We start from the raw sequence: 7526 nt of genomic DNA on the forward strand, positions 1-7526 counted from the left end.
ATGAGTTATTTCCCGGAAACAGAGCTTGCCCAGCTTGGTAATCGCAGTGAGAAAGATACAGGTACGGTGAATCCACCGATTTACTTGTCGACGGCTTACCGTCACAGTGGACTTGGCGAATCAACAGGATACGACTATACGAGAACAAAAAATCCTACGAGAGCCATTTTGGAGGAAGGAATTGCCCGGTTGGAAAAAGGGGATGCCGGATTCGCGACGAGCTCTGGCATGGCTGCGATACAGCTTGTTTTATCATTATTTAAACCGGGAGATGTTATCCTTGCTTCAGATGATCTTTATGGCGGAACGTACCGTTTGTTTAATCATTGGGAGAATCAGTACAATATGAAATTCCGATATCTGGATACAAACAATGCTGATGAACTTGAAAAAGCTTATACGGAAGACGTTAAAGCCGTTTTTGTTGAAACCCCGACAAACCCGTTGATGAAGCTGACTGATTTAAATACAGTCGGAGCTTTTACTAAAAAATATAATCTTTTGTTTATCGCGGATAATACGTTTTTAACGCCTTATTTACAGAGACCGATAGAGCATGGTGCAAACATTGTGATTCACAGTGCAACGAAATATCTTGGGGGACACAATGATGTGTTGGCTGGACTTGTTGTGACAAAAGGAGAAGAACTGAGCGAAAAGCTGTTTCAGATGCATAACGGTGCAGGAGCCGTCTTATCCCCGATGGATTCCTGGCTGTTGATCCGCGGAATGAAGACACTCGCGCTGAGGATGGACCGTCATCAGGAAAACGCACAGGCGCTGGCGGATTTTCTGACTGAACAAACTGGCGTGACAGATGTGATCTATCCGAAGGTTGGCGGGATGTTATCCTTCCGCCTTGAAAGGGAAGAATGGATTGATCCATTTTTACGCTCGACTCAAGTGATCTCATTTGCGGAAAGTCTTGGTGGGGTGGAAAGCTTTATTACGTATCCTGCAACGCAGACACACGCGGATATTCCTGAGGAAGAACGGGAGAAAAAAGGGATTTGTAAAAGGCTTCTGCGTTTTTCAGTAGGAATTGAACAGGTTGAGGACTTGAAAAATGATTTAAAAAAGGCGCTAGAAGCAGCCTGTAAGGAGGAGACAGCATATGACAGAACATCGCTTTGACACGAAGCTGCTGCATCAGCCATCTTATATTGATAAACAGACAGGGGCAGTCAACGTACCTCTGCATTATTCTTCGACGTATCATCAGCAGTCTATTGATGAATTCGGCCCTTACGATTACAGCCGCTCAGGAAATCCGACCAGACAGGCGCTGGAGGAAACGATTGCTGATCTTGAAAATGGTACAGCCGGATTTGCATTTGCTTCCGGTATGGCGGCGATCTCATCAGCCTTTATGCTGCTGTCAGCCGGTGATCATGTCCTTGTGTCAAAGGATGTATACGGCGGCACATATCGTGTGATCACAGAGGTGCTGACACGCTTTGGCATTGATCATACATTTATTGATATGACGGACCTGGATGAGACGGCCAGAAACGTCCGGCCGAATACGAGAGTCATTTATGTAGAGACGCCATCCAATCCGACGCTGAATATAACGGATATCGAGGGTGTGGCGAAGGTAGCGAAGGCGCATGGCTGTCTCACTTTTGTTGATAACACATTTATGACACCTCTTTATCAAAAGCCGTTGGATCTGGGAGCGGATCTCGTGCTTCACAGTGCCACCAAGTTTTTGTCCGGTCATAGTGATGTCGTGGCAGGGCTTGCTGCGGTAAAGGATGAAGAGATTGCATCACGGTTAAAGTTTATTCAGAACTCATTTGGATCGATTCTCGGTGTGCAGGATAGCTGGCTGTTGCTGCGTGGTATTAAAACGCTCAGTGTGCGTATGAAGCAGTCATCTGAGACAGCTCGTGATATTGCTCAATATCTTCACCATAGTCCACTGATTGATGAAGTATACTATCCCGGGTTTTCATTTCACGCCGGCTATCATATTCATCAGCGCCAATCGACCGGGGCGGGAGCAGTACTATCATTTAGACTCCCTTCTAAAGAATGTGCGGGAGTATTTGTAGAGGCGATGAAAATTCCAGTGTTTGCGGTAAGTCTTGGTGCAGTGGAATCCATTTTATCCTATCCGGCTACAATGTCACACGCAGCGATGCCTCTTGCAGAAAGGGAAAAGCGAGGAATTACAGATGGACTGCTGCGGCTTTCCGTTGGACTCGAGGATCCTGAAGATTTGCTCTCAGATGTCAAACAGGCGCTTGCAAAAGCATCTGAATACGCAGCGCTTCGTGTTTAATCGCTCTCCCCGAGTGGAATAGTCTACCATCAACCACACGGAGGGATTCGATGCTTTTTTCAAAGGATGCATTTCAAAATGAACATATCCTCGTTACAGGTGCAACAGGCGGGATCGGCTATGCGACAGTGATGGAAGCACTTAAGGCAGGTGCTTCAGTCACTGCAACCGGACGCAATGAACAAAAGCTTGATGAATTGAAAGCAGAATGCGGTAAATCCGGTATTGCAGAAAAACTGACCATCGTAACGTCTGATCTCAATGAGGAGAGTGGCAGGAAGAATCTGCTTGAAAAAGCGAAAGAATCTTCAGGACCTGTCACAGGACTCGTCAACTCTGCAGGCATTTCCGGAGGAGACATTCTTGAGAAATTGAAAGAAGACGACATGAAAAAGATCATGCAGCTTAACTACTTTTCAACGGTTGCTCTGACACAGCTGCTTTACTCCGACATGAAAGGGGCAGGAAAAGGAGCCGTCGTCAATGTATCCTCCCTTTCCGGACTGAGAGGGACACATGGCAACACCGCCTATGCTGCATCAAAGTTTGCAGTCATCGGTTTCACCCAATCCTTTGCAGTTGAAGCGATTGAATACGGAGTCAGAGTAAATGCTGTCTGTCCAGGTTTCGTTGATACTGAAATGGGCCGGAATGCCATTAAGAAAAAAGCTGACCGGGAAGGAAGATCCTTCGAAGAACAGCTCAAACAGGTTGAAAAAGGACTCCCATCCAGCAGAATCACGCAGCCGGAAGAAGTAGCCAGAACCATTCTTTTTCTGCTATCCGAAGCAGCTGAAAACATTGTCGGAGAATCCGTCAAAATCTCCGGTGGAAGCGTCATGCGCTAAATCTTTCGACTTGCGAAAAAATTGCTTGAATTACCTGTATAATCATGCTTAAATAAATTTGCGACAAAGACTGCAGCAGCCAAACTGCAGTCTTTATTGTGGAATAAGGTTTTATTATTTGACATCATTTTCAAGATGTTGATTTGACATTTAATATTCAAAGTGCCTGACACACCCGGAGACTCCTGCGGCAGAAAAGCGACAGGTGAGACAGCGTAGTGCGGAGCACTAACTGGCTCACCGCGCGGCCTTGGAAAAGCGTAGGCGACTCGTCCAGCCCCGACAAGCATAAGGCGAAGATGAAAAGAGGGTTGCCCTTTACCCTCGTTCAGCTTTGACTTATGACCTCGAGGGGCTAATCGCCGGAGCTGGACAAAGGAAAGGGAGGGATTTTCAGCCACGGTTTACAATCATCCACACATCCAAAATAAACATCTTGAAATCGTGACAATTTCCTATATTCTTTACAATAGATAAAAGCACACGCTGCTTACATAAAAGGAGGATGCATAATTGACTAACACCATTATTCGTTTCGAGCAGGTCAGCCACCAGTTTGATGATTCCGTTGTCTTAAACAACGTATCGTTTGATATAGAAAAAGGAAGATTCTATACCTTATTGGGCCCTTCAGGCTGCGGTAAAACAACCATTCTACGCCTGATTGCCGGCTTTATGGAACCTTCACAGGGCTCTATTTATTTTGATGGGAAAAAGATCAACGAAGTGCCTGCCAACAAACGTCAGGTAAACACTGTTTTTCAGGACTATGCGCTCTTTCCGCATTTGAATGTATTTGAGAACGTTGCGTTCGGTCTTAAAATCAAAAAAATGAAAAAATCACTCATCGCTGAAAAGGTGAAGGAAGCACTGAAGTTCGTGAACCTTGAAGGCTATGAGCAGCGTGAGATCAGCGAGATGTCCGGTGGTCAGCGTCAGCGTGTGGCTATTGCCCGTGCCATTGTCAATGAGCCGGAGGTGATTTTGCTGGATGAGCCTTTATCAGCGCTGGATTTAAAGCTTCGTACAGAAATGCAGTATGAGTTGCGCGAGCTTCAGCAGAGACTCGGCATAACATTCATTTTCGTTACGCATGATCAGGAAGAGGCACTGGCGATGTCGGATGAAATTTTCGTTTTAAATAACGGCGTCATTCAGCAGAGTGGAACGCCGACAGATATTTACGATGAACCGATTAACCGTTTCGTCGCAGATTTTATCGGGGAATCAAATATCACTTCAGGTAAAATGATCGCCGATTACAGGGTGTCATTTGCAGGCAAAGAATTTGAATGTGTAGATGCGGGACTTCAGCCAAACGAAGAGATTGAAATTGTCATTCGTCCGGAGGATCTGGCGATTACGACAAGTGAAGCCGGAAAGCTGAAGGTGAAGGTAGACTCCCAGCTGTTCAGAGGGGTTCATTACGAGATTTGCTGCTTTGATGAATTTAATAATGAATGGCTTGTCCATTCAACAAGAAAAGCAGAGGTTGGCAGTGAAATCGGTCTGACGTTTGAGCCGGAGGCGATTCACGTTATGCGCTTTAACGAGTCTGAAGAAGATTTCGACCGTCGTCTGGAAGGCTATGCGGAGACTGGCCATGGGAACTAAAGCGAGAAATCTGTTTTTAATTCCATATGGCTTCTGGATCGTCTTTTTTGTGGCGGCACCCTTGTTATTGGTGCTATTTTACTCCTTCAGAGATTTGGATGGAGGATTCACGCTTGCCAATTACGCAAACTTTTTCAGCTCAACCTACTTTCAGCTTGCAGTCAGTTCATTTTGGTATGCGTTTCTAATCACTTTATTTGCATTGCTCATTTCATATCCAACCGCACTGATTTTGACTAAATTAAAGCATAAACAGCTATGGCTTTTGCTGATTATCGTTCCATCATGGATTAACCTGCTGTTAAAGGTATATGCGTTTCTTGGGATTTTTGGAACGTATGGTCCTGCCAATGCCTTCCTCGAGGTAATGGGGATTGGTGAGCGCCAGCTGTTATTTACTGATTTCAGTTTCGTCTTTGTATCCGTTTATATTTTTATTCCGTTTATGATTTTGCCGATTTATAATGCGCTTGATAAGCTGAATCCCTCTCTCGTTGATGCATCCCGTGATCTCGGTGCGTCAGCCTTTGAATCCTTCAGGCAGGTCATTTTTCCGTTGACGATCGATGGTGTAAAAGCAGGCTGTCAGCTTGTATTCATTCCGTCTCTGTCACTGTTTATGATCACACGTCTGATTGCTGGAAATCAGGTCATTACACTTGGAACAGCGATTGAACAGCATTTTCTTGTTACACAGGACTGGGGAATGGGTTCGGTTATTGCCGTGTTCCTGATTCTCTCTATGTTTGTCATTATGTTTTTAACCGGAAACAGAAAGTGGGGACTGACCAATGACAAAAAAGCTTAAATGGTCCCGCATTTACTTAGCAGTTGTCTTTTTGATTTTATACGCACCTATTTTTTACTTAATGTTTTATTCGTTTAACAGCGGAGAGAATATGTACGGCTTTGAAGGGTTCACATTGGACTGGTATCGTGCTGTTTTCTCTGACACGAGATTGTTAATTATCGTGCTGAATACCGTCATCATTGCCCTGCTGTCAGCGGTCATTTCAACGATTATAGGTGTGTTTGGCGCACTTGCGATTATGTATGTGAAGCAGCAGCGGATGAAAAACACTTTGCTGTCGCTGAATAACGTATTAATTGTCAGCCCGGATGTCATCATTGGTGCGTCGTTTTTGATTCTATTCACAATTATCGGGATCCGCCTTGGATTCACCTCTGTCTTACTGGCACACATCGCATTTAGTGTGCCGATTGTGGTCATCATGGTGCTTCCAAAACTTCAGGAAATGAGCCCGACGCTGATTGATGCAGCACGAGATCTTGGCGCTAGCCGCTTTGAAGTCCTGTCGAAGGTTGTGATTCCCTACATTACACCTGGTATCTTTGCGGGATTTTTCATGGCGCTGACCTACTCACTTGATGACTTTGCTGTCACGTTTTTTGTGACGGGCAATGGATTCTCAACACTGTCAGTTGAAATTTACTCTCTTGCCAGACAGGGAATTTCCCTTCAGATTAACGCTTTATCCACATTGATTTTCTTTGTCACGCTGGCGCTGGTCATTGGCTATTACTTTATCAGTAAACGCAGTGGCGGACTGGTAGGAATGGGGGTTCGTAAATAATGGCAAAACTCATTCGTATTTTTGGTATCGTGACAGTCATTGCGCTGGTATTACTCGTGGTAGTGGATCGTCTTGATGCTTCCCAGGGAGGCGGTGGCGGCAGCAATACGCTGACTGTTTTTAACTGGGGAGATTACATTGATGAAGAGCTGATCACCAAATTTGAAGAAGAAACCGGCATTCGTGTGATTTACGAAACATTTGATTCGAACGAAGCCATGCTGACAAAAATTGAGCAGGGCGGAACGACGTATGATATCGCAGTCCCGTCTGAGTACACGATTGATAAAATGATTGAGGATGATCTGCTGATCGAGCTTGATCACAGTCAACTGCCGAATATGGAGTATCTGAACCCTGACTTTATGGACCTGTCCTTTGATCCGGGCAATGCCTATTCCATCCCGTATTTCTGGGGAACAGTCGGCATCGTTTACAACAGGGAGATGGTTGGACGCGAGCTGACAAGCTGGGACGACCTTTGGGCGGACGACCTCCGCAATGATATTCTCCTTGTAGACGGCGCACGTGAAATTATGGGAATGGGCTTAAACAGTCTCGGTTACTCTTTGAATACAAAAGAAGAGTCAGAGCTTTTAGAAGCCCAGGAAAAGCTTCAAACCCTTTCTCCAAATATCAAAGCGATTGTCGGGGACGAGATCAAAATGCTGATTGGAAACGGCGAAGCGGCACTCGGTGTCGTCTGGTCCGGTGAAGCAGCTGAGATCATGTATGAAAATGAAGACCTCGACTATGTTGTGCCGGAAGAAGGCTCCAATCTCTGGTTTGATAATATGGTCATTCCGAAAACAGCGGATAATGTTGAAGGAGCCCACCAGTTTATCAACTTCATGCTGGACCCTGAAAATGCTGCTCAGAACGCAGAATACGTTGGCTACTCCACGCCAAGCGAAGCAGGCTATGAGCTGCTGCCTCCTGAGGTAGCAGAAGATGAGCGTTTTTATCCGCCAGAGGAAGTAACAGAACGTCTTGAAGTATACGAAAACCTCGGACCGGAGTGGCTCGGTCGTTACAATGAACTGTTTTTGGAATTTAAGATGAATTTGAGATAAGTAAGAGAAACCGATCAGATCTGAACTGCACCCTGTCAAGTAGACAGTAAAAAAGAAAAAAGGTTAGAACTACGCTACGGCCTGGTACCGGTACTCCATCGGTGCCAGG

Annotated in this window: 7 protein-coding genes; all 7 read left to right on the forward strand. The window is 45.4% G+C overall.

The genetic code is table 11. The features are described from left to right. Window positions 1-1134 (forward strand): methionine biosynthesis PLP-dependent protein, encoded by a 1134-nt coding sequence (locus E2491_RS08215; RefSeq protein WP_134374835.1) that lies wholly within the window; start codon window positions 1-3, stop codon window positions 1132-1134. Continuing rightward, complete coding sequence (metC, locus tag E2491_RS08220) at window positions 1115-2287, forward strand: cystathionine beta-lyase (protein ID WP_134374837.1); 1173 nt, start codon at window positions 1115-1117, stop codon at window positions 2285-2287. Before E2491_RS08215 ends, metC begins: the two co-directional genes overlap by 20 nt. Window positions 2288-2337: 50 nt before the next feature. Then, entirely contained in the window at window positions 2338-3135 is a 798-nt protein-coding gene (locus E2491_RS08225) for an SDR family NAD(P)-dependent oxidoreductase (protein WP_134374839.1), read from the forward strand. Window positions 3136-3648: 513 nt separating this feature from the next. Continuing rightward, window positions 3649-4749 (forward strand): ABC transporter ATP-binding protein, encoded by a 1101-nt coding sequence (locus E2491_RS08230; protein ID WP_134374841.1) that lies wholly within the window; start codon window positions 3649-3651, stop codon window positions 4747-4749. After that, a complete protein-coding gene (locus E2491_RS08235; protein ID WP_134374843.1) occupies window positions 4739-5557 on the forward strand; it encodes an ABC transporter permease in 819 nt (272 codons plus the stop codon). The genes E2491_RS08230 and E2491_RS08235 overlap by 11 nt, the downstream gene beginning before the upstream one ends. Further along, window positions 5541-6344: an ABC transporter permease gene (locus E2491_RS08240; protein ID WP_134374845.1), complete on the forward strand. Its 804-nt coding sequence runs from the start codon at window positions 5541-5543 to the stop codon at window positions 6342-6344. Before E2491_RS08235 ends, E2491_RS08240 begins: the two co-directional genes overlap by 17 nt. After that, window positions 6344-7417 carry an ABC transporter substrate-binding protein gene (locus tag E2491_RS08245; protein ID WP_134374847.1) on the forward strand — a complete coding sequence of 358 codons (1074 nt, stop codon included), beginning with the start codon at window positions 6344-6346 and terminating at the stop codon, window positions 7415-7417. Before E2491_RS08240 ends, E2491_RS08245 begins: the two co-directional genes overlap by 1 nt. Window positions 7418-7526 lie beyond the last annotated feature (109 nt).

Origin of the sequence: Jeotgalibacillus sp. R-1-5s-1 (assembly GCF_004405105.1) — a bacterium.
In the GTDB taxonomy this organism is placed as follows: domain Bacteria; phylum Bacillota; class Bacilli; order Bacillales; family Jeotgalibacillaceae; genus Jeotgalibacillus.